Raw genomic sequence first — 25,437 nt, 5'->3', positions numbered from 1 at the left:
GATCTCCTTTGAGAAGTTGAAACACCCTTCCCAAAGCCCGCTTTAACTTTTCAGATTGGTGGAGATGTCAGGGAGCGAAACACCCTCAGCCAAACAGACCTACGGTCGGCAACTGTTGGACTACGTTAATTCGCGTCTGGCTCATCAAATGCCCGCTTCTTACTCAAGCTACTCGAAATCCCGTTAGAAACCAAACCCACAAACCCTGACATTTTGGCCACCGCCAAAATCTTGCCGCATAAGTTTGCTAACGCGGTTTCCGGTAATCCAATGCGCTACGTTTTCCCGTTCATATCACTCCTTTTTCGGAATATGCCGCCACCCTCACCGGGGCGATTGCTTATGCCGGCGGTTCTTGCCGGCATCTGGACCACTCTTAAGGCCGTGGGCCTGCCGGACTCCGAAGCCTTTGTCTGGGCAGCGGTGCTTGCACAGGCAGCACATCTTTGGGCGGTTCTGCCAGTTACTATTCGGCGCCAACGCCACGTATTTGGGCGCGCACGCCAAGCCACCAGTTGGGCGATTGCCGCCAGTTTCGCGGTCCTTTCGGTTCAGGTCTGGTGATCCGAGCCCTGGCTTTGCCAGCGGTTGGTTAGCATTTATTGCGGTTGGTACGCACTGACGATGGCGTTTGGTGTCTGGGGTAACCGGGACGTTCTGAACCACACTGTCCCCGTGTCCGATAAGGCAAGGGTATCCCCAATGCTTCGCCGCCACTTGCTCAAGCTCAACGCTTTGATCGCCATATTGATCATCGCAACCAACGAAACGCTCTTGGCGGTTGAAGCGCCTCTGAACAGCAGCGTGCTAACCCTCTCGCTGTTGCCCGTGGCGTTGCACTATCTTTACCAGATAATCCTCAGGTTAACAGCTCCACCCCTGTACGAGAGCGAATCCTGATGCACACAGTGCTGTCAGATTCGGAGGATGACATCGAGGAGGCCGCAAGCCGCCAAAAGACTCTCCCCCCATGGTTCGCGCGCTTCGTCCCTATTTACCGTCAAGTGCCGTAAACTCGGCGCGGGTGAGAAACGGCGCGTTTTCTGCAAGCTTTCTCAATTCTTCAAGCGATGAATACAATGGCGTTGACGGATCAATCTTCGCTTGAGCACGACTTCTGAAAAATTTCGCGTACTCTTCCACATAGACACGGTCCTTTGGCGGCATGTCCGCGAGATGGTTCGTCAGGAAGATGTCATAGTGGTGAACCGCTTCCGCAAACCTGTCCTGCCGATGCCGCGCCATTGCACGAAAAAGTTCCGCCTTAGCCAAGAAATATGGTTGCGCTTGGAACCCGTCCAGGCGGTCCAGAACGGCCGAGTAATCTCCTGCCTGCATTGACTTCGCCGCCCTGTGAAATTTCCCGGCGGCTCTGATATTGCGAATAAACTTCATAGGTCCGCCCCACCAACTGCGCCCTTTGTCTTGCGGAATCGCACTATTCCCCAAGCTCCCTTACTTCCCGTTGAATCGACCATTCGATCAGTTCGGCCCAAAGCTTGCGTGCGAGGTTCGGATCCAGGCCCTGTTCGAACGCGGTTGAGCTGACCTTGTCGAGCACCTCAGCCACCCGATCCGTTGTGCGCGCCGGCAAGCCTTCGATCTTCTTGAGATCCACGGCGCGGTCGATATAGCGGCTTCTGGTGACCAGCAGGCCAATGAGGTCTACATCGATCGCGTCTATTTGCGCGCGGAGATCGGTCATGGTCTTGCAAGCATTGGGCGCGAGAAGGGTCGTCATGTTTTGAATTCCTTTGGTAGTTTTGAATTTAGCCGAGAAGTTGGCGGAGGAGCCTGACAGCCCGCTCGGACCGCGCCTGACAAAAGGTTTTTGATGGCTGCGGAAGACGGCCGATGACGCGCCTGATCTGCTGGTCGCCTATCAGCAAATCGAGATAAAGCGCCACGGCCTCTCCGGTATCGTCGAAGATGAGCGTCCCTTCATCCCGGGCGCGCAGAAGCACCCGCTCGAGCAGTGGGAAAACCGCCTCCCGCCCGGCCTTTGAAAGGGTCGCGCCCAATTCTCCACTGCTATCCGCCGCCGCTGCACGATTCAGTGCAACGGCCCTGTCGCCGGTGAGCAGGTTCAGCAATTTAGGTCCAAGCGTGCCAAGAATGGAAATCGCGTCGTGATCGGTCTCCAGTTCGGTTTCCAGGTGCATTTTCACCTCTTCCGCATTGCGCGTGACGAGCGCCTGAAACAGGCCCCGCTTGTCACCATACCAGTTGTAGAGCGTCTCGTTCGAGGCCCGCGCCTGTTTCGCGATGCCCAGTATCGACGTGCCTCCGTAGCCCTTTGCTTCCAGCACTGCATAGGCGGCGTCTTCGATCTGCTGTCGCCGCAGCGATCTTTTTTCTTCGCGCATTTTCGTCTCCTGCGTGTTGACAGCAAACGTAACTTCTATTACGGATATGCGCAACCGTAACTTAAATTACGCTTTTGGAGAAAGACATGACCCATCATGACCGTCAGGCCCTGGCCGCGCTCACAACCTTGATCCTGCTGCAATCTATAATGCTATCGGCGCTATATGCCGGTATCAGGCCACACCCGCCTGTGGCGACGCCGCTGTTCGGCATCGCCCCCTTTCTCGGCGCCTCGGTGTCCGTCGCCCTCTCCGCGATGATCGTGCAGCCGCTATCAAGCGCCACCGGGCGCGGGCTGAGCGTGATGGCGGCGCTAATGGCCCTGGTCTCATTCGGGCCGCAGAAATACTTCGATGCGCAGTTTGCCCTGATCTGGCCTGCCGTGATCCTTGGCCAACTCGCGGCGATCGTGATCTTTGCCCGCGTTCTGAGTGCATCCCGTCATGAAGATGGCACGGACAAGACCGCCACACCATGCGACGGACCGGCCTGATGGCCCGACTTCTTGTCCCGATGTCGATGCTCTCGCTTCTGAGCATGGGCGCCATTTTCGGGTTCTTCTATGCCTGGGTCTGCTCGACGATGTGGGGTCTCGATGCCGCCGACCCCCGGGTCGCCATCCCGGCGATGCAGGCGATGAACGCCTCCGTCCGCAACCCCGTCTTCTTTCCGGCGTTCTTCCTGACACCCGTCATTCTGGCTCTGACCGCCGCCATCGCGGCCCGGCAGAACAGGTGCAGGGCAGCCGCCCTGTTTTTGGCAGGTGCAGTGATCTACGTCGCAGGGGCGCTGCTGGTCACTGCCATGGTTAACGTGCCGATGAATGAAGCGCTGGCGCAAGTAACCGTCCCGGCAGACAGCGCCGCGGCTGCCGACATATGGCAGGTCTATTCCACGCCCTGGCAATTCTGGAATACGCTCAGAACCCTTGTCAGTGGCTTTGCCCTGCTTCTGACCGGCCTTGCCATTTTTGCCCTTACCCCGGAGACAGACTGATGGACATCTCGCTTTTGACTTTCGCCTTGCTGGCCGTGGTGGTCGTGGTGACGCCCGGGCCGACGGTTCTTTTGGCCCTGTCCAACGGATCCCGGTTTGGAATTGGCTCCGCAATTTTCGGCATCATGGGCGCCGCCCTTTCCGACGGGGTCCTTATCGCCGCGGCCGGTCTAGGGTTGGGCGCCGTTCTTGCCACATCAGCGGTTCTGTTCAACGTCGTGAAATGGGCAGGCGTCGCCTATCTAGTGTGGCTTGGCGTTCAGATGTTGCGGTCCGCGGGGGAAATGGGGCCGGTTCCCGGGCAAAAGAACGGGCAAGGCAAGGGCGCATCCCCGCGCAGGCTGACGCTGTTTCGCAAGAGTTTTCTGGTCGCCGTGACGAACCCCAAGGGCTACCTGTTTTTCACCGCGTTCCTGCCCCAGTTCCTAAACCCGTCAGAACCATTGTTGATGCAATATGCCCGGCTCGCACTCGTCTTTATCGCCGTCGATGTGGCTGTGATGGCCATTTATGCTGGACTAGGAGCAAAGGCGGTACAATTTCTGAGTAACCGTGGCGCGCTGTGGCTGGACCGGACCTGCGGTGGCCTGCTCATCATCCTCGGATGTGCCCTAGCGCTAGTACGACGCAGCGACGTGTAGCCACAGGCCCCATACAGGGGTTAGGCGCTCCTGCCGAACAGAGCAATCAAGCGGCCCGAGCGCCCTCCCCTACCCTGCCCGCCTCCGATCTGGCGATCAGGTAGTCACAGGCGCGCTGCGCATCGGCGGCGTGGCGGAAGATCGCGCCCTTGTCCGACCGAAGGACGCGCAACCAGTTGTGGAGGTAGGCAGCATTCATCTCGAGCGTATGCGCCGTGAAGCCGAGTGTCTGCCCCAGGAACACCGAGGTCAATTCCGCGACGATCTCCTCGCGCGCATAGGACGTGTTGCCAAACTTCGAGAACCCGAAATCACGGTTCAGTCGATGGGGGGCTTTCGTGGCATGGGCCAGCTCATGGGCCCAGACCCCGTAGAAGTTGCGCGGGTCCTGGAACCGCGTGATGGACGGCATGTAGACCTTGTCCACGGGCGGCAAATAGTACGCTTCTGTTCCTGTGAAGACGGTCGTGATGTCGATGGCATCGAAAAACGCCTGCATGTGCGGGATGGGCTCGGACGGCGGATACTCGGGCGCTGGCTCCGGGTCGGGGTAGAAACTGTCGGGCAAGCCCTCGATCTGGCAGGCGTTGAACACGCGGTAGGATTTCTGGAAGCGGAAGACGCGGGCCTCCTCGGAGCGATCATCCCCGTCGCTGCGGTCATCCTCATCGCCGGCGTCCCTCCGGCTTTGACCGTAGTAAACGACGACAGAGGACTTCTCGCCCTTGCGAACCTTTGCGTCCAACGCATTGGCTTGCGGCAGCGTCATCCAGAAAGGTGAGCTATGGCCCGCCATCACGGTGCGCATAGTCAGCAGGAAGTTGTTCACTCCCTGGTAGGGTTCTCCGCCCACGCGCAGTGGACGAGAGCTGCCACCTGCGGTCCATGGCTTGCGCCACGGCAGGACGCCGCGCTCGATGATGCGGATGATTTCGTTTGTGATGACCTCGGAGGCATCGAATTTGGGCGTGCGGGAACGGGCCATGGCTGGCCTCCTTTCGAGTGTTGGTGAAATAATTGGGGATCAGGTTGAGCGACTGGTGCGTGGATCGCTCGCGATCGTGGCCCCGAGCTTTTCGACCATGTTAATGTAAGTGGTCAGCGAGACGGACCTGCCAGAAACCCATGGCTCAGGATTGACCGATCCTCCCCGTGTTACGCGGGGGAGGTTCGCGAAAGCGATGACATCGGTGACGGGTCGAACGGCGTGCCACGTGCGACCGCAAGAGCGGCCAAGGGAAAGCGCTCGATCGGCGCGAAGGTCGACACTGTGGTCCAACCCAAATGGATGAATGTCCCGCCATCGCCGCAGATCACATGGGCGTTCGGAAATGTCGCCGCCCGCCTGAGATGGACGAGAACGCGCAACACGGTCTCGCGTTCGAGCCGCCGTGCCAGTTTCAGCTGGCCAGTTCGGCGCAGTTCCTTGTGCCGCCACCAGGAGGCGGCGGTCGCGCGCAGCACGCGCAAGACACCTGTTTGCATGGGAATGCCCTTCATCAGGAAAGACAGACCGGAACCCGGCCCGGACCCGTCTGAGGGACCCCAAAGGCCCTCATCCGTCAGTCGCAAAACCCGAAGGGTACTTTCACTTTTCCAGGCCCCACCAGCCCGGGAAAAGAACTTCAGGGGTCGGCACAGCCCCAGTTTTCTTCATTGCACGCAGAAATTCCGGATCGGCAACGAATATCGGTAAGACCACACCTAAAAGTTCTATTTTTACAATTCATATCAATGAATTATAGCAAGCCTCAGATCGGCAATCTTCTCTGGTGACTGTCTGACATATCCTAGCGGTGCTTGTCCTGAGCACCGGATGCGACAAGCCTCGTCACTTCGCTGACAGCGAATAGCTGGTACTACGTCCACCAGCGTCATCTTTCTCAAGTGCTCCCAAGTCGATCAGGTCGAGGACGTCGCGATATGCGGTGTCCTGCGAACACTTCTCTATCTTCGCATATTTCGACGTCGTGAGTTTTCCTTCGAACCCATCGAGGAGGCGGTTAAGCATGTCCCGCTGGCGGTCGTTGATGTTGGCCGTTGCGTATTTCTCCCAGAACCGCGCCTTTTGAAACACAGCCTCCAAAATGATCTCTGCGCCATCAAATGCGCGGTCGAGGCAATTCAGGAACCAAATGAGCCAAGTCGTGACATCAAGCCCGCCCTTCTGCGTCGTCTCGAGCATATCATAATAGGCGCTCCGCTCCTGCCGGATTTGGGTCGACATGCTGTAAAACCGCTGTGAACTGCGTTCGGATCGAGCCAACGCCATATCCGCGATCGCACGCGCAATGCGCCCGTTGCCATCGTCGAAGGGGTGGATCGTGACGAACCACAGATGTGCAATTGCGGCATGAACAACTGGATCCGTGTCAGGGACCTGATTGAACCAGGTCAGAAACCGCCCCATCTCTGTATCAAGCCGTGCTGCTCCCGGCGCCTCAAAATGCACGCGTTCACGACCCATAGGTCCTGAAACAACCTCCATAGGGCCGATCCGCCACTGCCCCACGGTGATCCGGGTCATTCCGCTTCGCCCGGTTGGGAAAAGGGCGGCATGCCAGCCGAACAATCGCTCTGCGTCCAGGGGTTGGTCATACGCTTGCGTCGCGTCCAGCATCATCTCGACGACCCCATCGACATGGCGATCAGACGGGATCAGCCCGCCGATTTCGAGCCCCAGCCGTTTTGCGATAGACGACCGAACCTGATCTTTGTCGAGCGTCTCGCCTTCGATCTCGCTGCTCTTGACGACATCACTGGTGAGAGTTCGCAACATCGCCTCATTGCGAAGATCAAAGCCAAGGCCTTCCATGCGTCCCAAGAGCTTGCCTTGTCGGTGGCGGACAGCGGCAAGTTGTGAAGACAGCTTGGCCTTGTCCCAAGAAAACTGCGGCCAGTCAGTGATTTCGTGAATGTAGGTCATATTTTGCGCATTCCTTGCGGAGATTATACCACATAATCTCGTCAAGACAACAATAACTGCCGCAAAATCTGCGGAGAATACAGGCGGCAATCTCCGCATGCCCCACCTGGAACTCTCAACGTGCAAAAACTGCGTCCCCATCCCATTATGCAGCCTGCCCGCTCAATCGACCATAGAAGCTGCGCTCGAGATGCAGCTCCCCTGCCCCGGCTTTCTCGACCATCCCACGCAGATATCCGCCCGGTGACGCCACTTCGCCGGCGCAATGCTTGTCGAACGTGAGAACCAGCGCCGCAGTCGCGATTTGTGGCCCAAGTCGGTCCTGCGCGAGGTTCCAGGCGTGTTCAGAAACGCCGATCATCGGCCTCAACTGCCCCACAACACGGTGCAGATCGCCCCAATCCTTCAGATATCCGCCCATATTGCGCGCCCACGACGCAAATTCAGGACAGGCTTGCATGACTGTCGGCAGATCAAGAGCTGCCCCGCGCTTCTTGCGCGTTTCGGCCACCCAATCTTCCAACTCCCTATCAACTCGCTCTTCCGGTGGCGCATTTGGCACCACGCTCGCCGCTTCCTCTTTTTCTGAGGAATTACAGGTTACAGGATTAAGTTGATTTGTAATTAGTATATGAGGATCAGAAATGACCTCCCTGGGGTCCATTTCTTGAGTCTTTTGAAGCCCTTGTTCAGTGGTTGCCGGCGTGTTTTCCACAACTTCATCCGCTCGAGCTGCCTTGAGATAGGTCGCATCGACACGCTCCTGGAGCTCCCTGAACCATTCCAGAAGCCGCGCAAGCGTCTCAGAGGCCGTGTTCCGGCGTGGGAGGCGGTCCAAAAGATCCTCAAAGAGGCTTGAGAGCTGTGTCCAGGGGCCTCTCAGAGCGCCGCTGAGGGCCGCTTCGATCCTGGCGCGGATCATTCGGCGCGCAACCGTGATCTGGCGCTTCAGGCGCTGGCAGAGTTCGCGCTCGGCCTGCAGTTCTGCGTGTAGCTGCTCAAACTCTTCGGCTCGAGCCGAGAGCGGCGACAAGTCGAAGCCATAGGCCTCGATGATACGGCCTTCTGCGTCCCTGTTGCCCCAACGCTTGCCATTGGGGCTGTCCTTGAAGGCTATCACGCCGATCTCAGCCAGGCGCCGTGCATGGCGCTTGAGCGCCGAGAGCGAGAAGCCTGTTTGCTCCATCAGGTAAGAGTTGGACGCCCAGACGATCGGACGCTGCCCCTCTTCCCAGTCCTGGGCCCGAGTGAAGGCCCCAAGCGTGTCGAGAAGCAGTACGTCGCCAGCCTTGAGGCCAATATGCGCACCAACGCGTTTCACGGCAACAAAGGCCCGTGTCTTGGGCACGGCTGCTCTTTCACCAGCTTGTGCGTGCTGTTCAGCGACCGCGAGTCCGGCCGTCGCTTTGCGCCACCCCGAGGGTTGGTTGATATTGGACATACCTCCACCGTTCTGAGGCATGACTGTCCCAGTCGCTCCATGCGGAGCATCATTGAATTTTTTCATTTTTTAGCTAGGCACAGAAAACCTGTTCGCCCGAAGACGTTTTTCGTTGTTTAGCGATTCGCGGGCTGCTAGGATTGTGGTGTGAAAACAAATCGCGCCTTGTGCGCAGCAGCCCTCGGGACTTCGGTTTCGAGGGTTTTCTTTTTGGTGCCGTTCTCCTTTTTGCTCGTTGCCTCTGTTTTGGCGGTTAACAGCTGTTAACCGCCGCTATCCTTCGTGGCTCTCTGATTGGAACCGATCGAAGGAATCCTGAATGAGCTGGTCCAGATTCTGATCCAGCCAATTCGCGAATCTCGTGTTTTCCCCTGCCCGCTTGACGGTGACTGAGAGCCCCGATTTACCACTTTTGATCTGCACACCGGGAACGGGCGAGCGCTCCTCGACAGATCGTTCTTGCTTACCTCGCTTGCCAATTTCCTTGAGAACGAGGTCCAGCCGTCCGTCGGAATCGAGATCACCAGATTGACCAAGAACACCCAGAACACCCTCCTCCGAGAGTTGTACTTTCTCAAACGCCGTTGCGAGTGTGGTCCATTTCGGGCGCCCTGCCCCTGGAGCTGCGCCGATGGCTTCACCGACAGCCAAGGGCACTAGCCGATTGATACGCTCAAGCTGCGAAAGAGTGTTCTTGCTGATAGCCAAAGCCTGACACGCCTCCGCACGCGAGTAGCCCTGCTCCAGGATCGCGTGCGCGAACCGGACACGTTCATAGTAGCTCAGCTCCGCGCGGCCGGCATTTTCGAGGCCTTTCGCCATCAATGCATCGGTATCATCGAGCGTCCGTATCAGAGCCCGCACTGGTATCCCCAGATAGCGGCACGCAAGTATTCGTCTCTGGCCGTAGATGATCTCAAAATGCCCGTCACGATCCTTCGAAGGACGTAGAAGCACCGGGACTTGCTGCCCGGCATCAGCGATGCTGGTTGCGAGATCCTTGATCGATTCATTCGGTGCGGCGCTGTTAACAGCTGTTAACTCAATATCCAGTCGGTCTTTCGGACCCCAAGCAAGGATCAAGTTGGCGTCGATTTCCTGAATGCCGCCGAGACCCGCACGAACAGAGCCGATAGTTCCTTTCGGCAATGTTCGATGAGCTCTATCAGAAGCCCCGTCTTTCGACCCCTCAGTCGCCGCAGTTATCGCAGCCATGATGCCGGTTTTGTTTTTACCCATTGCCATGATTACCGCCCCCAAGCCTTTTGAAGCATTCCCGCAATCTCCGAACCAACCGCATCCATGCTGTTCTTTGCGCGATCATAGGTCGACCTTGTCATCTCGGAGCGCGCAACCTCGTAGATCGACATCTTGAGCATCGATGCGTCGCCGATAGCCGTACTACGTAGTCCGGTCGCCCCAACGACACGATCCTGGAACAGAGCGCGCATTAGGCTCACGATCTGCTGACTTGGGATATCGCTCGGATCGTCCCGCGTGATGAGGAAGGAGAAAAAATCATGATCGAGTTTGACGCCCGTGTCCTCGATCACACCAAGATAAGCAGAAGTCATTTCGACAAACTGCTGGGTGGAAGCAAGGTCGAGCATGCTCGGCGTCATCGGCACGATGACCGAGGTCGCAGCGTAGAGGCCGGTCAAAGTCAAGAATCCGAGAGCTGGCGGGCTGTCGATCACCACTACATCGTAGTCGCTCTCAACGGACTGGATCGCCAGACTGAGCTTCTCAAAGAACGCAACACCGCGCCCTGCATTGACCGCTGTTTCAGTCTCAAATTCGCTCAGCACAAGGCGGGCAGGTGCCAAGTGCAATCCAGGGAAATAGGTTTCCACAACAGCTTCCGACATCGGTACTGGATCGTCATAACGAAGTGCGTCGTAAATCGAAGCGCCTTCAAACTCCAGTTCAGTTTGAATCCCGCAAAAGCCAGTGAGGCTCCCTTGTGGGTCCAAGTCAATCGCCAGCACCCGGTAACCACTCAAAGCAAGGTAGTGACACAGATGGATCGCAGAGGTGGACTTTGCAGATCCACCTTTGAAGTTCATCAGCTGAATAACCTGAAGCTTGTCACCCTCGCGACGCCCAGGAAGATACTTACCCGGCTTTCGAGAGCTTGCCTCCAGGAAATGGCGCGCTTGCAGGATCTCTTCCCCGGAATAAAAGCGCCGTCCGTTCTTGATGACTTTCGGCTCAGGCAACGACCCATCGCTATGGCACTTGCGCAAGAATTGACCGGTCACGCCGAGTAGGTCAGAAGTCTCTGTTGCGCTGAATAGTCTCAGATTTTTACGCTGATCGGGCGCATAGGCCTGTTGAAGATGCGTCGTGAGCGCGGTGTGTAGACGCGCGGCCATCTGGCTTGTAAGCTCGGATTGGGACGCCGCTTCGATGGGTGCCGTCTGAAACATAGTTGCAATTTCTCTGCTCGAACGCGCTTATTTGCGCAACTTGACTCTAATGGCCGTGATTCACCCTGTTAAGTCAAGGATTTTATCCACAAATTGTGCTGTTGAACCAAAGCGCTACTAGGGAAGCCACGCACCTTCCCGAGTTAACAGCTGTTAACAGCACTCACAAAATTGTGGTTCACGAGTGCATCTGGCGCAGACTGGGTGTCGCTAGCGCACGGTTTCTCAATGGTGTCTTGACCGAAAATCCGATTAGCGAGAGATACAGCGAACTCAGGCCGGATCGGACAACGCACCGACAGACTTACGGCAAACCCAAGGCCCAATTGGATCGACATTCAAAGCTACATTGATACTTGGGTGCCGGGCCCAAACGATCAGATCAAACGCACTTCATGCGCATGGATGCACAAGGCCCTGTTGTCTGAGGCGTCAATGATCCCCAGCAGGGTAGGGGGCATCGCGGCTTCTCGCGTCGCGGGAACAGTATCCGGCACAAAGCACAGCGTAGACAGGACCAATTCAACCACGCCTCACCTAACCGCGAGACCTATACGATGAGACCAAATCATAGAAGGAGGAGGTGCGATCCGTGACATTCTGGGTTCAAGAGATTGTTCAGGGATCATAAGTTCAGCACTCAAAGAAGCCGATGCGCTCACTCGACGGCTTCGAAGACCACTGGAAAGCAACCGCGGACCACGTTTTTGCTTCAGCACAACCTATGGCTCCCGTCACCGATTCTCTGAGGGCAGATTGCGCCCAGTTTTGTTGTTCAGATGATCCGCGTAGAATGATCGATGGCTGATACTTTCCGAAGATCCAGGTTCAGGAACCGTCGTCGAGAAATACTAGGGCAGGGACCTCGATCATTGTCCCGGTCTTGGCTAAATCGATTGTCAGCTACTGGAGACAAGTCGAAACCGTTGGGAGCGCACCGTACCTTTACTCGACGCCACCACAGGTTCGTGCCCGGTCGAGGGTTTGCAGGTCAAAACGCATTAGGTAGGTTGCGCCCCGGCAGAGACATATCATCTATCTGTCTATAGTACGGCGTTTGTGTCTGGCCCACTGATCGCCGGGTGCCAGCATTTTGGAGCGGGGAAATGCACGACGGATTGCGCGTGGAACATCTGTTGCGCTTCGTGAACCCATTCACCTGCCCGCAAAGTGCGCTGCAACAATGCAATCGTTCCATGGCGTGGAAGATTTACAAGGTTGCGATTAGTGCGCGGACCTCAGCAACCCCAGCTTTTCAGCACGCTCCAGCAGCATCTTCACAGAGGAAGGCTGCCAGCTGGTGCGGCCTCGAGGGGTGCGCTCACGCATCGACTCAAGCCGGTCGCAGATTGCCTGAAGAGTGATGTCGGGGTCCGCGCCCTTAATGCCGGCCACGATGGCAGGCAGGCGATCGTCGGTATCGCGGCGTCCGGCGCGGGCTAGGACCTCAGCAGGCAGAAAACCGTCGCGGACATAGGCTTTCACAGCACGGAGTAGGCGGCTTTGGGTCCAGTGCCGGTCGTGGGGCAGGGGGGCATTGATAATCCGCAGCACGTCTTCCCAGGCCATATCCGGCCGCAAGCGGCGCACGTGGGGCACCCAATCCTGCGCGGTCTCGTTCAAGCGCTCCATGTAGCCGTCCTGTCGCGCCAGCCGCACCTTGCGCAGCGCGGCGGAGTCCTTGGCGCGAAGCCCAGGGTTGCCGCCTACGCGCCCTTTGGCGCGTGCCGAGGCCAGCCCGGCCTTGGTGCGTTCGCGGATCAGCGCACGTTCGAATTCGGCCGCGGCACCCAGAACCTGCAACGTGAACTTGCCTTGCGGCGATGCAGTGTCGATCGGGTCCTGTAGGGACCGGAAGAAGGCACCTTTGGCCTCCAGCCGCTCGATCACCTCCAGCAAGTGCGACAGAGACCGCGCAAGCCGGTCGATCCGCACGACAACCAGTGTGTCGCCGCTCTGGACACGTTCGAGTACGCGCGCAAGCACAGGACGCGCGCGATTGCCGCCTGAGGCGTGCTCTTCGAATATCTCGACGCATCCCGCAGTTTGCAGGGCCTCAGACTGGGGCAGGGGGGTCTGATCCTCAGTGGAAACGCGGGCGTAGCCGATCAGGGACATGAAAACGGACCGTTTGCAATTTTAGGTGTCACTACTAAACGACCGTTTACAAACGAATGCAAGCAAGTGTTTTCTCATTGTGCCGATGCACAATCCCCTGGTTTCCTTGCATTGATCGCGATCTGAAAGGTTCCGTCGGCAGTCGCGCGCACGTAATGTGTAAAGAGCATTGTCGACGGTCACAAAACAGCTTGGGTAATGTGCAAATAATCTGTATTTTGCACATATGATGCCACAATCGACTATTATTCCTGAAGATTTCGACGAACCCCTCGACATCGGAGAGGGGAATGAGGATGCTTCGGAAGAAGTTCTCTGGTACCTGCCGGGCCCGATCGAAGAGGAACCGGATTACCGGCCTCCCGGACCTCGGGCGGGACAGCCGGAAAAGGGCCTCATTGATGACTGGGCAAGGGCCGAAGCGGATCAGGCTGCGCTTCTGGCAAGGGTGGCCGGGCGCTTGGGTGCGCTCGATGACCGATTGGCTCGCGCGCCCAAAGGCTGGCTGCATAGGTTGGCACTGATCGAGGCGGCAGACCTGAGCTGGTTTGCAGGAGATCGCGTAGGCCCGGATCGTCTGGCGCTATGGATTTCTATGCGCCTGTCAGGCGCACAAGATGACCCAAATGCCTTGGCGCGAATTGGATGGGCCGTTCGGCGACTGACAGGCGGTCCTGACCCGATAGTCGATATCGCAGCCTTCCTCGACCGCCGCGATCCTGAAAACATCGATGAAAATGCCGAGCGCTTCGACGATCGCGCGAGCGGTTGGCTGGATTTGATGAAACAGGCCGCCGATCTTCATCCGATCACCCGCGCCTGCATGGGGTTTCATCTCTGGAGTCTTGCGGGCCTTGGGCAGCAGGGCGATCGGGTGGAAGCAGCGGTCACGGCCGCGCGCATCGCGGCTAGCGAGGGAAACGGGGCAATTTTCGCACCGTTGGCAATGGGCGGGGCAGGGGGCCTGCGCGCGAGTGGGCCATCGGCAGAGCGCCTTAAACAATGGCTCGAGGGGATGCAGACAGCTATCCTCATGGCGATGCGGCGCCTCGACGATATCCAATCATGGTCAGCGAAGGCCAAAGCAGAGATGTCAACGCTCTCAGGCAAGACACCGCCGGTCCTGAGCGCCCTGCTGACCGAATGGCCCCTCGTTTCCGCCCCGATGGCCGAAATGTGGATCGGTGCTAGCCGCGCCACCGCTCAACGCAATCTCGCCTGGATGGAAGCGAAGGGTCTAATCCGTGAAGTGACGGGGCAGGGACGGTTTCGGATGTGGAGTATTGCGATTTAGGCCGACCAGCGGCCAGTCGAAATCTGTTCCAGTTTCGAGCGCTCTGATTACAGATTATCCTTTATTGCATCACCCCAAAGTCAGCACCATCTCCTCCGAGAGCGACAAGTCCGGAATATGCAGGTTCTCAGGTGCCGGGCCTTTGCGAATGCGCCCAGCCGCGTCATAATGGGAACCGTGACAGGGGCAGAACCAACCCCCGAAATCCCCCGCCCCATCCCCCAGAGGGACACAGCCCAGATGGGTACAGACACCGATCATGACCAGATATGCCTCGTGACCCGCAATGGCCCGGTTCTCATCGCTTGCCAGCGCATCGTCGGGCAGATTTGGGTTGCGCGCCGAGCTGTCAGGCAGGTCAGAGACCGCCTGTGCCCGAGCCTGAGCCATTTCTGCCTCCGTTCGATGACGGATAAAGACAGGTTTTCCGCGCCAGTTGACGGTCAATTGCGTTCCGGGCGCGAGATCGGAAATATCAACAGTGATCTGTGCCAAGGCGCGGACATCGGCGGAGGGGTTCATCTGGTTCACCAGTGGCCAGAGCGCAGCCCCTGTTGCCACGACCCCTGCCCCGGCCGTTGCGTAATACAGGAAATCCCTGCGGGCGGTATTCTCTGACGCTTCCATCATCGGGCATGTGTCCGTGCCTCCCGCGCTGGAAGGTCAACACGCGAGATGTAACGTTTTGTCAGCGCACCTCTCTACGGATCATCAAACAGGCCTTGTCGGCGCATTAATGGTGCGGGCCCGCGCCTTTTGCCATCATGAGGTGGTGCTCCTGGTGATGCGCCCCGATGGTCATCAGACCAAAGAAACCAAGTCCCTGAATCTGCGCGGCATCGCCATCGACACTGAGCGCCACGCCATCTTCTAAGTCCTCTGTCACAACGTCCCAGCCGGTCTCGGCCGCGAGAAAGGGCGCATGGGCGGGCACCATGGCGCGGATGGCCTCGAGAACACGGGGGGTGCCCCGAATCTCGAACCGGGCCCCTTCCGGCCGCAGGGTGCGGGCGACCACGGCCTCTTGGGTCAGAAGGTCCATATCGACCAGATGGCGGCGCAATCCGTCAATATCGACCCGCTCCCAATCCGTCTCGGGATCGGCCTGCAGGATCGTTACGATTTCCGCCAAGGCGGCAAAGGCCGATTGCCCGGTTTCCTGCGGTCCGCCCATGTCGTGACCAGCCGCGGAATTGGCGTGCTGCGCGGCCACGGGTGCGGCCATCACTATGGCAAGGACGAAGGGAATGAGACGCATGGACAGGTCCTTCAATGGGGTGGTGTCATGTTTACGCTAGCAGGGGCGGATGCATCGTAATATGATTTCAATCATATGTTGCCAAACCCCTATGATCATATCCCGAGCTCAGCCCTGCGCCCAATCTCCGGCGCGGTTGGAGATACCGTATTTCACCAAGGCGACCCCACCCACGGTCTCTATGTCGTGCAAACCGGGCGCGTGCATCTCGAGCGGGTCGGTCCAGATGGCGAGCGGTTCATCATCCACCGTGCCCAAGCCGGAACAAGCTTTGCCGAAGCTTCGGTGTTTTCGGAGGTCTATCATTGCGACGCAGTCATTGTTGAGGCCGGGGCGCTGATCCGGATCGACAAGGCTTCCGTATTGGCCGCTTTTGCCGACCCGGCATTTGCCCGCGCCTATGGCCGTCAGGCGGCTCAACAGATACAGGCGCAGCGACAGATGCTGGAGATCGTCGGCATTCGGCGCGCAGAGGACCGGGTGATGGCAGGGTTGATCGCAGGCTTGCTCGAAGGCTCCATCGTCGAGTTTGCCGCTCGGTTACAATTGAGCCATGAGGCGACCTACAGGGCGCTGCGAAAGCTTGTGCAAGACGGACGGGTCATGAACCCGTCCCGCGGGATCTATCACCTGCACCCATGACCTGATCAGCTGTGGCTCGCGAAGACCGAGGTCGCGCCGTCGGAGCCAACAAGCAAGGTGTCAAAAGCGTCACCGGCCCCGGGACCGCCCATGCCGGGCGAACTCATCGGCATGCGGGGGACAGTCAAACCGCGCGCCATCGGTTGCTCTGCTAGCAGCCGCGTGATGTCCGCGGCAGGCACGTGGCCCTCGATAAAATAGTCGCCCACGACCGCCGTGTGACATCCAGCAAGTTCCGGTGCAATTTGCAGCCGATCTTTGAACGCATAAAGCGCATCCTGATCGACGTCCTGCGCCTCGACCGCGAAGCCCGCTTGCCGGACATGATCGACCCAAGCGGTGCAGCATCCGCAGGTGGGGGTTTTCAGGACTTTAATGACCGGTTCCGTGTTGGCCAGTGCTCGCAGGGGGAGTGTGGCAGCCGCTCCGGCCAGCAAGAACGTACGTCGTTTCATCATGTGTTCCTTTTTGAGTTACCCGAGACCCTAGAACTGTGTTTTCGAGAGTCCAGAGGCTGTTCCTGCTCTGTCGGCGTGAGGGTGGATGTATCCAGGGCGTGTCCGCTTGCTGGCCCGCGAAGGGGCTGGATCAACATCCTGTCGACCCAGAGGTCGCGCGTCGTGCGAAACTGCTCGATACTGATCGTCATTCCCTCGTGGCCCTTCGCGGGCTGGGCTACGTAAGTACCCATGAGGCGGTCCCACCACGGCAGGTTGAAGCCGTAGTTTGAGTTGGTTTCGCGCGGATCGACAGAATGATGCACGCGGTGCATGTCGGGTGTGACGACGATCCATCTGAGCCACCGGTCGACCGGTCTCGGCAGGTTGATGTTGGCATGGTTGAAGAGGGCAGTGGCGTTGAGGATGATCTCGAACAACAAAACCGCGACGGCGGGCGGACCAAGCGCTGCCACCAGGGCGAGCTTGATCGCCATCGAGATGAGGATCTCAATCGGATGGAAGCGTAATCCAGTGGTTGCGTCGAAGTCGAGATCCGCATGGTGCATCCGGTGCAGGCGCCACAGGGCCGGGACGGCGTGGAACATGACATGTTGCAGATAGATCGCCAGATCGAGCAGCAGCATGGACAGGATCACAGCCAACCCGAAAGGAGCCTCGATAATGTTGAACAGGCCCCAGCCCCGCTCCTCGGCCAGGACCGCCAGACCGACGGCCAGGATTGGGAAAGACAACCGGAGGATCGCCGTATCGATCACGACAAGTGCCAGGTTGTTCGACCAACGGATGACACGCGGAATGTCACGCCGCCGACGCGGGGCGGCGAGTTCCCAAAGCGCCATGGCGGCCAGCACACTCAAAAACGCCGTCAGACGAATCTCCGGCTCTGCGGCTAGTATTATGTCCATCACAGTCTACGGCCCTTCTGTGTTAGGGCTTGGGTGCGGATGCGCATCTCGCACATCAGTCTTTTCTTGCGCAGCCTTTGCAGCCGCTATCTGGACTATATCAAGATCCCGCGCGTGGCGCTCGTCGAGACACTCTGTTTCGAGCTGCAGCGTGACCATGTGAAACCCATGCTGTTCCGTCAGCCGCCGATAGGCCCTGTTCAGCAAATCCGCGGCCTCGGCGGGTGACTGATGGCGGATATGGGCGGAAAACGCGTGTTTGCCGCTGGTCAGCGTCCAGGCATGCACATGGTGAACATCCAGAACCCCGTCCTGCCCGTTCAGGTCCGCTGTTACAGCGTCGAGATCCGTTCCCTCGGGCGTGCCTTCCATGAGAATGTGGACCGCTTCCTTGATTACGCCCACAGAGGCCCAGAGGAGAACCACCCCGAACGCCATGCCGAGAATCGGGTCAATCGCCAGAAAGCCGGTGAACTCGATCACAAGGGCGGTGACGATGATCAGGAGGCTGCCGACAAAGGTCTGGATGATGTGCCAGAGCGCGCCACGGGCATTCAGATCGTCCTTGCTCGATTGCCACATCAGCGCCAGAGAGACCACTTCCGTGACCAGGCCCCCGAAGGCGACCCAAAGCATGGGGCCTTTGGCCAGGTGGATCGGGTCTCCGAGCCGCATCGCGCCCATCCAGATCACCAGAAGCGCCATGCCGAGAAGAAAGCCGCCATTCACCAGCGCCCCGATGATTTCGGCGCGGTACCATCCGAAACTGCGCGTCGAATCCGCTGGACGGCGCGCAATCCGCTGCGCGGTGATGGCCACGAGAACGCCGCCAACCGCCGACAGGGTGTGAAACGCATCCGACAGGACGGCAATCGAGCCAGTCCAGAGCCCGACGGCCAGTTCAATCACGAAGTAGACGCCGGTGAGCCAGGCCGAAATCACAAGGGCCTTGCCGGAACTCGGCATGTGCCCGGCGTGAGAATGACTGGCCATATCAGCTCTCCTCCCGTTGTGTACCGGTCTTTCGCGTCGCGGCGAAGAGAACCGACAGGCCGGTAAAGCCACCGAGCGCAAGCGCGGTCCATGTGGCAGTGCGGGCATCTCCGTTCATCGCCTGGCTGCCCATGTGAGCGAGCAAAAAACTCGCTGGAATAATCCCGGCCATCGTGGCCAGCGCGAACCTCCAAAGATGCAGCTTGCTCAGACCTGCGGCGTAACTGATCATATCGAAGGACAGAAACGGCAGCAGGCGACTGCCGAAGACCAAGAAGGTCAGAGTGTTCTGCGATCCGAACAGGCCTGTGTTAATCTTCTGACCGAGATGACGCTCAACGAAGGGACGACCGAGACCGCGGGCCAGACCAAAAGCGGCAAGCGCACCGAGTTCCGCGCCAAGAACGACAAAGAGTGTCCCGAACGTGTGCCCATAAGCCGCTCCGGCGGCGAGTGCGATCGGCGCCGAGGGCAGGGGGCTTGCGACGATAGCGATTGTCATAAGCGCCACGATAACAATTGGTCCGGCAAGACCTGCCGCCTCGATCCAGCGGTCAATTTCCGCGCGATCAGGCAGGCGAATGTCAACGCCAAGGACGTCCGGGAAGGCCAATGCGACGACTCCCATCAGGAACACCGCAATAAGAAGGATGCGCATCATCATGGATCAAAACACGGCATAGAGCAGAACGAAGAACGTCGCTGCCAAAAGGTCAAAGGCCACGCAGAATGGAATATACCAGTTCGGAATCCGGGCGAGACGATAAGAATTGTGGTGTGACATGTCCCAAAGGGCGTGCAGGGCCAAGCCCAAGGGAAGGAAAGCCCAATGCCATATCAGCCCCAAAAAGGCTGCCGAGCCGAACAAAAGGGCGACGGCGAGCTCTGCCCAGAACACGCGCGCTCTGCCGTCCGCGGCGCCAAAGCCGATATAGGCACCGCCAATCAAAGCAAGCGTGATCGAAGCAAGAGCTATCGAGCTCTTTTCATCCAAAAACAGGTGAGCCGGCATTGTGAGCAAGACAAACAACACACCAACCCATACGGGAGATTTCAAGATATCCCCGTGTCGATGGTGCGATACGTGATCGCCTGTCTTTTCGAAAATCTGTGCCATGGCTTTGTACCTAGGGATTCCAGCAACTGGAAGGTCAAGGGCTATTCATCCACGCGCGCAACGCAGCGCTCACTCAACCGTTCCACGGTGAGGTCAAAGGACCGATATCAGGACGTATTTGACGCTGACGCCAAGCTCATGTCCGACGCGCGTGGCGATTTTCAGTCATCTTTCGCCTTCTGCCAGACTTGCTGGCAGGCTGAGTAAAGAAACGTCGCTGACCAGGTCAGCAACATGAAGCCCAAAAGCGATTGCAGCATCAGCAACAGTCGAAAGGGCCCGACCACCTCTATGGACGAATAGCCAAGGGTCGAGAACGAGATGCCCGTAACATAGAGAACATCCTGAAACATCGGCGGGCTGTTGCTGAACGATTGCGGCAGAACGCTTGCCACCACCATCGTGTTGAACACGGCGAGCGTCACAAGTTCCAATACGTGCAGCAACAGCAACGCGGAAAACGTCAGGATGATCCGAAAGCCGGAGCCATCCGACCGCTGCGGGGAAAACTTCAGAATGCCCGACAACGCATAATGATGGACAATTCCCATCACGATCGCCGCGCATATTCCGACAAACATAGCCATCAACTCGGTCATACACCCAAACCCGTCTTCCTGTTCAAACAGGTCAATTTGACCATACATCAGGCTTTTAGCACAACGGGACCAATTGATTCTTCACTGGTCAGGCCAACGCGGGGGGCAACCCGTTCAGGGCGACATCCACCGGAACGGTCGGCAAGTTCGATGCGATCCAGCCAGGCCCTTCGCCTGATCCCAACATCCCTTCCGAGATATCGGCGTAGCCCGAATAACCAGCTTGTCTCAACGCTCGAAGCAGCGATGCGGAGCGTCCGCCAGTGGCGCAGATCAGTCCAACAGTGCGATCACCGCTCAGTTCCTTGGCCCTGAACAATCGGTCCGGAAAACCGGACGCGTGCATGCTTATCGGCCATACACCAGCACCTACGCCGGTTTCTTGCCACTCTTTGTGCGTTCTGACATCGATGATCCGCGCCGTATCCGATAGAAGCGCGTCAAAGGCATTCTCTGCCGACCAGACAGATCGGCTCTGCGCCAACAGCGGTGACGCCGCGACGGTCAGCACCGTCATATGAGCACCCAGAACGAAACGGCGCCGGTTCAAATCAAGAGCCATATTCGAAAACCTCATCCTTTGATCGGTTGCGATCCCAAAGGTCACATAACATACGCGCGACGCTACCCGGGAGCACGACACGGTGCAGGCACAGATTTGTATCCATCTGTAGCAAGGGACTGACCTGATACAAACGGCTACAATTCTGCCCATGAAACAGAATGCAACGATGATCTAGGAAGGACGCCATGGGACCGCCACCTCATATCCTTATCGTGGACGACCACGCTCAGATACGCGAAAGCGTCGCGCGCTTCCTGGAGAAGAACGGAATGCGCACGACCGTCGCCAGGGATGCCGTGGAGATGGATGCCAAGCTGGCCACCGGTCACTTCGACCTCCTCGTGCTCGATGTCATGATGCCGGGCGAGGACGGTTTGTCGGTTTGCCGCAGACTTGCGCCAGAGGGTGATCTTCCGATCATCATGCTGACGGCGCTTGGTGAGGAAACGGATCGGATCGTGGGTCTGGAAATCGGTGCGGACGATTATCTCGCCAAGCCGTTCAATCCACGAGAACTGCTCGCCCGCATCAAGTCGGTTCTTCGGAGAAGCAACCGCGACGAACCTGTGGCCGGAAGCCTCGCTGGGAGGAAAGTCTCTTTTGCGCACTGGATACTGGATACCGACCGGCAGGTGCTGATTGACGAGTCCACCACCGAGACCCCATTGACGACCTCCGAGTTCAAATTGCTGGCGGTCCTGCTGGAACGCGCGAGGATGGTGCTCAGCCGTGACCAGTTGCTTGACCTGACCGCTGGGCGGACGGCAGGCCCGATGGATCGAACCATCGACAATCAGATCAGCCGTCTCCGCCGCAAAATCGAGCCGGATGTACTTAGGCCCAGTGTCATCAAAACGGTGCGGAACGGCGGATACTGTCTGGCTGCCGATGTCGAGGATGCGCCGTGATGCGCCGTGCGATGAGGTCTCTGAGCGGCCAGTTGATCCTGCTTGTGGTCGCGGCACTTGTCGTGGCCCAGGCGATCAGCCTGTTCCTGTTCGCTGACGAGCGCACCCTTGCGATTCGTGCCGCATTGGGGTTCGAGGCCGCCGGTCGCGCAGCAAATGTCGCGCGGTTGATCGAGGAGGCCCCGCCGGAGTTGCAGGACTCGATCCTCCGCGCGGCGAATTCGCCATTGATCCGGTTTGATCTGTCGGACGTTCCGAGCGTGGAACACACCGGTCATTCGGATGGCGGCATCGTGGAAGGACGCATACGCGCGCTTCTGGGCGATAGCTACAGCCGGGATATTCGCGTTGAACTGCACGAGGTCGAGGGCGCGTTGCGGCCCCTTCCCAATCTCTCGGACGAGATGACGGAAATGCATCTCGCGATGATGCGCGGAGAGTTGACGGCGGTTGAGATGAACCTGTCGATCGCCATCAAGGGAGCGCGTTGGCTGAATGTCGGAACGCGGTTCGAGCGTCCGCCAATCCAATGGCCTTTCTATTCGATGCTGACCTTTGGAATTTCCGCCGGACTGCTTCTGGTGGCGATCTTCTGGTTTGTCATGACGCGCCTGACGCGTCCTTTGCGGCACCTCTCCAAGGCCGCGGACCATCTTGGCCGGGGCGAGGATGTGGGTGAATTGACCGTCGCGGGGCCGACCGAGGTCAAGGATCTGACCGTCGCCTTCAACCGCATGCAACGACGGCTGACCCGGTTTGTCAGCGATCGGACACGGATGCTCGCAGCGCTTGGTCACGATTTGCGCTCGCCGTTGACTGCTATGCGTGTCCGCGCGGAGCTGGTTGACGAAGAAGAGACGCGGGACAGCCTCATCGCATCGGTCGAAGAGATGCAGAGCATGGTCGAAGCGACGCTCACCTTTGCACGGGGCCTTACCGGATCCGAAGGTGCCGAAGTGGTCGATCTGCGCAATTTTCTGGACAGCTTGTGCAGCGATATGGCGGCACACTGCACCTTTGCCCCGAGTGATGATGTTGCCGTGCGGCTTCGACCCAACGCGTTCCGAAGGGCGCTGAGGAACCTGCTTGAGAACGCCGTTCGCTACGGTGGTGCCGCAAAAGTCAGCTGGGCGACCCACGGTTCGAACCTCGTACTCAACATCGATGACAATGGGCCCGGCATTCCCGTCGACCAGTTGGAAAAGGTCTTCGATCCCTTCTATCGCCTCGAGCAATCGAGGTCTCTGGAAACGGGCGGTTATGGGCTTGGGCTCTCGATCGCGAGGACAATCGTCCAATCCCATGGCGGCGATATCCAGCTGGTCAACCATAACAGCGCGGGTTTGCGCGCTGTTGTCACCATCCCACTGGATGAAAGCGAACTAATCGAAGGAGAAACAGATGAAACTGAAAACGCTCATTCCAACGTTGCTGGCCAGCTTGCCCGCCAGCATGGCGCGAGCTGATGGTCCAGGCTCCTGGACAGGTCACATGTGGGGCGGAGGCTATGGCTTTATGGGCGGCTTCATGATGCTCGCCTTCTGGGGCGCCGTGATCGCATTGATCGTGTTTCTGGTGCTCAGGCTGCGGGACAATGGCACCCGTCCCCCGGACTCGGACGCGCAGGAAGCGCTCCGGCGCCGCTTTGCGAATGGGGAAATCGACGAAGAAGAGTTCCGTCGCCGCAAAGCAACGCTCGACGAATAGACCCCGCCGCGGACGCCAAAGCCGTCCGACGCGACGCCCACCGACACTGGATAGGAAAGAACGCCATGGTCCCGGAAATTGGTCACTTCGCACTGGCCCTCGCGCTTGCGCTTGCGCTTGTTCAAAGCGTTCTGCCGATTGCAGGTGCGTCGCGTGGAAACGCCGTCTGGATGAAATCCGCCCAGGCGACGGCAATAGGACAAGTGCTGTTTGTGGCCATAGCCTTCGCAGCGCTGATGCAGGCCTTCATCGTCAGCGACTTCACCGTCAGGAACGTCGTCGAGAATTCCCATTCGCTCAAGCCGATGCTCTACAAGGTGGCCGGGACCTGGGGCAGCCATGAGGGTTCGCTGCTGCTCTGGATTCTGATCCTCGCGGTGTTCGGCGCGGGCGTCGCCTGGTTCGGATCGAACATCCCCGCCGAGACCAAGGCGCGCACCTTGTCGGTGCAGGCGTGGATCAGTGTCGGCTTCCTGTCCTTCCTGCTGCTGACGTCGAACCCCTTCGAGCGGGTGTTTCCGCCGCCGCTCGACGGCAATGACCTGAACCCGTTGCTTCAGGACATGGGTCTCGCCATGCACCCGCCGCTCTTGTATTTCGGGTATGTCGGCTTCTCCATCGTGTTTTCCTTCGCCGTTGCGGCTCTTATAGAGGGTCGCGTCGATCCGGCCTGGGCCAGATGGGTCCGGCCATGGACATTGGCCGCCTGGATCAGCCTGACGGCGGGTATCGCCCTCGGGTCTTGGTGGGCCTATTATGAACTGGGCTGGGGCGGCTGGTGGTTCTGGGATCCGGTCGAGAATGTAAGCTTCATGCCTTGGCTTCTGGGCACAGCGCTGTTGCATTCGGCCATCGTCACGGAAAAGCGCGATGCGTTCAAAAGCTGGACCATCCTGCTTGCCATCCTGACTTTCTCGCTTTCACTTCTCGGGACGTTCATCGTCCGGTCAGGCCTGCTTACATCCGTACACGCGTTCGCCGTCGATCCAGAGCGCGGAGTTTACATTCTGGGTTTACTCGCGGTGTCCATCGGTGGGTCGCTGGCGCTCTACGCCTGGCGGGCGCCCGAAATGGAGCCGGGTGGTTTGTTTCGCCCGATCAGCCGCGAAGCCGGGCTGCTCGTGAACAACCTCATTCTGGCCGCCGCTACGGGAACCGTTCTGTTCGGGACGCTTTATCCACTGATCCTGGAGGCTGTCACCGGGGACAAGATCTCGGTCGGTCCACCTTTCTTCAACGCGGCCTTCATTCCGATGATGCTGGCACTGGTCGTGTTCATGGGTCTTGGTCCATTCCTGTCGTGGAAGCGGGCTGATATCGCCGGTTTGCTCGATCGCATCCAATTCGTGGCCGTGCTGGCGGTCATTGCAGCCTTGGCCGCATGGTATCTTCTGAACGATGGGCCGATCATGGCCTATCTTGCCATCCTCGGCGCAGCGTGGCTGCTTTTTGCGACCCTGCGGGAATGGGCGCTACGCATCCGTCTGTTCGAGGTTTCCCTTGCAGAGAGCGCGAGACGCGTGCGCAACCTGCCACGCGCCTCTCACGGTATGACGCTTGCCCATGCCGGCGTCGCTGTGTTGATGATGGGGATGATCGGCTCGACCGGATGGAAGAGTGAGGAGATCGTCTTTGCCGCCCCCGGGACCGAAGTCACGATCGCCGGGTTCGACATCACCTTCGAAGGGGCCGCAAAGGTTCAAGGGCCGAACTACATCGCGGATCGCGGCACCCTTGTGGTGCGTCGGGATGGCGAGCTGGTCACGACACTTTTCCCGGAACGGCGGTATTACCCGGTCGCGGAAAGCCAGACGACGGAGTCGGCCATCCGCTCCACATTGGCGGGTGATCTCTATACGTCGATTGCAACGCCAGCCTCCGATCAAGTGAACAACGCCGGAGCATGGACCCTTCGGATCCTCTATGAACCGCTCGTCAACCTGATCTGGATCGGCTCGATCCTGCTGGTGATCGGTGGCTGTTTGTCCTTGTCGGATCGCCGTTTGAGGGTCGGGGCGCCGCGCCGTGCCAAACAGCCAGCCACCGATGCCGTTCCTGCCGAGTAGGAGA

At 58.7% G+C, this 25,437-nt stretch carries 28 protein-coding genes and 1 pseudogene; 10 read left to right on the top strand and 19 right to left on the bottom strand.

Going from position 1 to position 25,437, the window contains the following annotated elements; all coding sequences use genetic code 11:
* The first annotated feature begins 702 nt into the window (after nt 1-702).
* Nucleotides 703-900, top strand: a complete 198-nt coding sequence (locus ACXYMN_RS16040; protein WP_459014681.1) for a hypothetical protein — start codon at nt 703-705, stop codon at nt 898-900.
* Between the two features lie 90 nt (nt 901-990).
* Here ACXYMN_RS16040 and ACXYMN_RS16035 read toward each other — a convergent pair whose 3' ends face one another.
* From ACXYMN_RS16035 to ACXYMN_RS16025, 3 genes are read right to left on the bottom strand one after another with little or no spacing between them, the layout of a single operon-like run.
* Nucleotides 991-1,395: a hypothetical protein gene (locus ACXYMN_RS16035; RefSeq protein ID WP_459014680.1), complete on the bottom strand. Its 405-nt coding sequence runs from the start codon at nt 1,393-1,395 to the stop codon at nt 991-993.
* A gap of 43 nt (nt 1,396-1,438) precedes the next feature.
* On the bottom strand, nt 1,439-1,741 hold the full coding sequence (locus ACXYMN_RS16030) for a chorismate mutase (protein WP_025042402.1): 303 nt from the start codon (nt 1,739-1,741) through the stop codon (nt 1,439-1,441).
* 28 nt (nt 1,742-1,769) lie between these two features.
* On the bottom strand, nt 1,770-2,366 hold the full coding sequence (locus ACXYMN_RS16025; RefSeq protein WP_025042401.1) for a TetR/AcrR family transcriptional regulator: 597 nt from the start codon (nt 2,364-2,366) through the stop codon (nt 1,770-1,772).
* Nucleotides 2,367-2,452: 86 nt separating this feature from the next.
* On the opposite strand from ACXYMN_RS16025, the gene ACXYMN_RS16020 reads away from it, so the two are divergent.
* The 3 genes from ACXYMN_RS16020 to ACXYMN_RS16010 are packed head-to-tail and all read left to right on the top strand — an operon-like array spanning nt 2,453 to nt 4,004.
* Nucleotides 2,453-2,860, top strand: coding sequence for a hypothetical protein (locus ACXYMN_RS16020; protein ID WP_025042400.1), 408 nt, complete (start codon nt 2,453-2,455; stop codon nt 2,858-2,860).
* Nucleotides 2,860-3,363 (top strand): anthrone oxygenase family protein, encoded by a 504-nt coding sequence (locus ACXYMN_RS16015; protein WP_025042399.1) that lies wholly within the window; start codon nt 2,860-2,862, stop codon nt 3,361-3,363. The genes ACXYMN_RS16020 and ACXYMN_RS16015 overlap by 1 nt, the downstream gene beginning before the upstream one ends.
* Nucleotides 3,363-4,004: a LysE family translocator gene (locus ACXYMN_RS16010; RefSeq protein WP_201039606.1), complete on the top strand. Its 642-nt coding sequence runs from the start codon at nt 3,363-3,365 to the stop codon at nt 4,002-4,004. The genes ACXYMN_RS16015 and ACXYMN_RS16010 overlap by 1 nt, the downstream gene beginning before the upstream one ends.
* A 46-nt stretch (nt 4,005-4,050) precedes the next feature.
* On the opposite strand, the gene ACXYMN_RS16005 is transcribed toward ACXYMN_RS16010, so the two are convergent.
* The 7 genes and pseudogenes from ACXYMN_RS16005 to ACXYMN_RS15975 all read right to left on the bottom strand — a co-directional run bounded on the left by ACXYMN_RS16005 (nt 4,051) and on the right by ACXYMN_RS15975 (nt 12,918).
* Complete coding sequence (locus tag ACXYMN_RS16005; protein ID WP_025042398.1) at nt 4,051-4,989, bottom strand: ArdC family protein; 939 nt, start codon at nt 4,987-4,989, stop codon at nt 4,051-4,053.
* Nucleotides 4,990-5,028: 39 nt separating this feature from the next.
* Nucleotides 5,029-5,504 (bottom strand): annotated as a pseudogene (locus tag ACXYMN_RS16000) (hypothetical protein).
* 331 nt (nt 5,505-5,835) lie between these two features.
* Nucleotides 5,836-6,930 (bottom strand): Fic family protein, encoded by a 1,095-nt coding sequence (locus ACXYMN_RS15995; RefSeq protein ID WP_025042397.1) that lies wholly within the window; start codon nt 6,928-6,930, stop codon nt 5,836-5,838.
* A 145-nt stretch (nt 6,931-7,075) separates the two neighbouring features.
* The gene (gene repC / locus ACXYMN_RS15990; protein ID WP_058314163.1) at nt 7,076-8,371 is read right to left on the bottom strand and encodes a plasmid replication protein RepC; all 1,296 of its coding nucleotides are present in this window, start codon (nt 8,369-8,371) and stop codon (nt 7,076-7,078) included.
* A gap of 273 nt (nt 8,372-8,644) precedes the next feature.
* Nucleotides 8,645-9,616 carry a plasmid partitioning protein RepB gene (gene repB / locus ACXYMN_RS15985; RefSeq protein ID WP_058314142.1) on the bottom strand — a complete coding sequence of 324 codons (972 nt, stop codon included), beginning with the start codon at nt 9,614-9,616 and terminating at the stop codon, nt 8,645-8,647.
* Between the two features lie 2 nt (nt 9,617-9,618).
* Nucleotides 9,619-10,800 (bottom strand): plasmid partitioning protein RepA, encoded by a 1,182-nt coding sequence (repA, locus tag ACXYMN_RS15980; RefSeq protein WP_459014679.1) that lies wholly within the window; start codon nt 10,798-10,800, stop codon nt 9,619-9,621.
* A 1,224-nt stretch (nt 10,801-12,024) separates the two neighbouring features.
* A complete protein-coding gene (locus tag ACXYMN_RS15975) occupies nt 12,025-12,918 on the bottom strand; it encodes a recombinase family protein (protein ID WP_459014678.1) in 894 nt (297 codons plus the stop codon).
* A 226-nt stretch (nt 12,919-13,144) separates the two neighbouring features.
* Between ACXYMN_RS15975 and ACXYMN_RS15970 the strand changes: the two genes are divergently transcribed.
* Nucleotides 13,145-14,212, top strand: coding sequence for a helix-turn-helix domain-containing protein (locus tag ACXYMN_RS15970; RefSeq protein ID WP_459014677.1), 1,068 nt, complete (start codon nt 13,145-13,147; stop codon nt 14,210-14,212).
* A gap of 69 nt (nt 14,213-14,281) precedes the next feature.
* Here ACXYMN_RS15970 and petA read toward each other — a convergent pair whose 3' ends face one another.
* Both petA and ACXYMN_RS15960 read right to left on the bottom strand, forming a co-directional pair.
* Complete coding sequence (gene petA / locus ACXYMN_RS15965) at nt 14,282-14,842, bottom strand: ubiquinol-cytochrome c reductase iron-sulfur subunit (protein WP_088652793.1); 561 nt, start codon at nt 14,840-14,842, stop codon at nt 14,282-14,284.
* A gap of 103 nt (nt 14,843-14,945) precedes the next feature.
* A complete protein-coding gene (locus ACXYMN_RS15960) occupies nt 14,946-15,470 on the bottom strand; it encodes a hypothetical protein (protein WP_017468346.1) in 525 nt (174 codons plus the stop codon).
* A 75-nt stretch (nt 15,471-15,545) separates the two neighbouring features.
* Here ACXYMN_RS15960 and ACXYMN_RS15955 point away from each other — a divergent pair, with 75 nt between their 5' ends.
* Nucleotides 15,546-16,112: a Crp/Fnr family transcriptional regulator gene (locus tag ACXYMN_RS15955; protein WP_012187046.1), complete on the top strand. Its 567-nt coding sequence runs from the start codon at nt 15,546-15,548 to the stop codon at nt 16,110-16,112.
* Between the two features lie 5 nt (nt 16,113-16,117).
* On the opposite strand, the gene ACXYMN_RS15950 is transcribed toward ACXYMN_RS15955, so the two are convergent.
* The 7 genes from ACXYMN_RS15950 to ACXYMN_RS15920 form a co-directional block, all read right to left on the bottom strand.
* Nucleotides 16,118-16,570 carry a DUF411 domain-containing protein gene (locus ACXYMN_RS15950; protein ID WP_012187045.1) on the bottom strand — a complete coding sequence of 151 codons (453 nt, stop codon included), beginning with the start codon at nt 16,568-16,570 and terminating at the stop codon, nt 16,118-16,120.
* Nucleotides 16,567-17,478 (bottom strand): sterol desaturase family protein, encoded by a 912-nt coding sequence (locus ACXYMN_RS15945; RefSeq protein ID WP_152455316.1) that lies wholly within the window; start codon nt 17,476-17,478, stop codon nt 16,567-16,569. Before ACXYMN_RS15945 ends, ACXYMN_RS15950 begins: the two co-directional genes overlap by 4 nt.
* A gap of 6 nt (nt 17,479-17,484) precedes the next feature.
* The gene (locus tag ACXYMN_RS15940; RefSeq protein WP_459014676.1) at nt 17,485-18,471 is read right to left on the bottom strand and encodes a cation diffusion facilitator family transporter; all 987 of its coding nucleotides are present in this window, start codon (nt 18,469-18,471) and stop codon (nt 17,485-17,487) included.
* A gap of 1 nt (nt 18,472) precedes the next feature.
* Nucleotides 18,473-19,135, bottom strand: a complete 663-nt coding sequence (locus tag ACXYMN_RS15935; RefSeq protein WP_007803355.1) for a TVP38/TMEM64 family protein — start codon at nt 19,133-19,135, stop codon at nt 18,473-18,475.
* A 3-nt stretch (nt 19,136-19,138) separates the two neighbouring features.
* Nucleotides 19,139-19,588, bottom strand: coding sequence for a DUF6010 family protein (locus tag ACXYMN_RS15930; protein WP_012187041.1), 450 nt, complete (start codon nt 19,586-19,588; stop codon nt 19,139-19,141).
* Between the two features lie 161 nt (nt 19,589-19,749).
* A complete protein-coding gene (locus ACXYMN_RS15925; RefSeq protein ID WP_012187040.1) occupies nt 19,750-20,187 on the bottom strand; it encodes an ion channel in 438 nt (145 codons plus the stop codon).
* 88 nt (nt 20,188-20,275) lie between these two features.
* On the bottom strand, nt 20,276-20,749 hold the full coding sequence (locus ACXYMN_RS15920; RefSeq protein WP_008327269.1) for a rhodanese-like domain-containing protein: 474 nt from the start codon (nt 20,747-20,749) through the stop codon (nt 20,276-20,278).
* Nucleotides 20,750-20,937: 188 nt separating this feature from the next.
* Between ACXYMN_RS15920 and ACXYMN_RS15915 the strand changes: the two genes are divergently transcribed.
* From ACXYMN_RS15915 to ACXYMN_RS15900, 4 genes are all read left to right on the top strand, one after another.
* Nucleotides 20,938-21,660 carry a response regulator gene (locus ACXYMN_RS15915; RefSeq protein ID WP_007803380.1) on the top strand — a complete coding sequence of 241 codons (723 nt, stop codon included), beginning with the start codon at nt 20,938-20,940 and terminating at the stop codon, nt 21,658-21,660.
* Nucleotides 21,660-23,126 (top strand): ATP-binding protein, encoded by a 1,467-nt coding sequence (locus ACXYMN_RS15910; RefSeq protein ID WP_017468462.1) that lies wholly within the window; start codon nt 21,660-21,662, stop codon nt 23,124-23,126. The genes ACXYMN_RS15915 and ACXYMN_RS15910 overlap by 1 nt, the downstream gene beginning before the upstream one ends.
* Nucleotides 23,062-23,367, top strand: coding sequence for an SHOCT domain-containing protein (locus ACXYMN_RS15905; RefSeq protein ID WP_239367986.1), 306 nt, complete (start codon nt 23,062-23,064; stop codon nt 23,365-23,367). The genes ACXYMN_RS15910 and ACXYMN_RS15905 overlap by 65 nt, the downstream gene beginning before the upstream one ends.
* 65 nt (nt 23,368-23,432) lie before the next feature.
* A complete protein-coding gene (locus ACXYMN_RS15900; RefSeq protein ID WP_459014675.1) occupies nt 23,433-25,433 on the top strand; it encodes a heme lyase CcmF/NrfE family subunit in 2,001 nt (666 codons plus the stop codon).
* The last annotated feature ends 4 nt before the right edge of the window (nt 25,434-25,437 follow it).

The sequence above is a fragment of the Roseivivax sp. CAU 1753 genome (assembly GCF_054482575.1).
Note: the sequence above shows the minus strand (reverse complement) of the source record. Positions and strands in the feature narration are given on the sequence as shown.